The organism is Rhodopirellula maiorica SM1 (genome assembly GCF_000346295.1).
GTDB classification, from domain to species: domain Bacteria; phylum Planctomycetota; class Planctomycetia; order Pirellulales; family Pirellulaceae; genus Novipirellula; species Novipirellula maiorica.
Map to the genome: position 1 here is coordinate 1 of NZ_ANOG01000753.1, position 953 is coordinate 953.

1 pseudogene is annotated in these 953 nt (G+C 53.8%); it reads right to left on the reverse strand.

The window, feature by feature from the left end:
- Window positions 1–953 (reverse strand): annotated as a pseudogene (locus tag RMSM_RS41270) (dienelactone hydrolase); the annotation flags it as partial.

Sequence of the window (953 nt, forward strand, 5' to 3'; positions counted from 1 at the left end):
ATACTTATCCAAGTTATTCGGAAGCGATTCGCCAAGCGACATTCGATTGGCTGTCAAGTGCGTCCAGTATTGCAATTCCACATTCAAATCACCCCAAACCATCGGCCAGAACGTGCGGTGATACCATGGCCCCATCAAGTCGAGGATGGGGCCATTCTCGCGCATCGCCGAACCCAGTTTGTACATCTGAATCCAATAGAACCCCTCCTTCTCGGGATCGTTGATCGTCAAAAAGCTAAGCGGATAGTATTCGTGCCACCACTCGCGATGAGAGGAAACGAAAGTCTCAGCCTTCCGCCGTTGCTGCGCATCGAGCAAATTCTTCTTCGCCCTTGCCAAGCTATCGTGCTCCGGAAAGCTGTGATGGATGCTTGCGATCAGCAACTGTTTGCCAGACGGATCGCCTGTGATCTGCCAGCCGGTGGTGGTTTCGCCGCGTCCGTCGTGTAGCGGTTGAAAACAAAACTGCATGCCGTCTTCTTCGCTTAACGTCGGTTCTGGAGGCAGCGGATAGGGGGCGGTTCGCATCTTGTCCCAGCTGTGGCCCTTAGGCCCTCCGCCGGCATCGAGCGTCTCTTTTACCGGCGCGATCGGCGTTTCTGGGTGCCAAGTGATTTTGATCGACTCACCGCCTTCGGCCCGCGTTTCAAAGGAAATCACATCGGTTTGGCTATGCGAAAACGCATGAATTCGGTAGCAACCGTCCGTTGTATTGATTTTCCCGGTCAGTTCGGCGTTCCATAATCCAAGTCGTAGATCAACTCCTGTGATCTCACCATTGGATTCCACATTGAAGTGTCCCAACGGCAGGCGGCTGCGATAGATCCACAAATTCGCGTCCTCTCCATTGGGCAGCCGATGGTCGTAGTAATCATGACGCCCGGCGTGGATCGAGATCACATTCTTGGCTTCGCCCACCGCTTGATAGAACAGGAATCCAACGTTGCCATTGC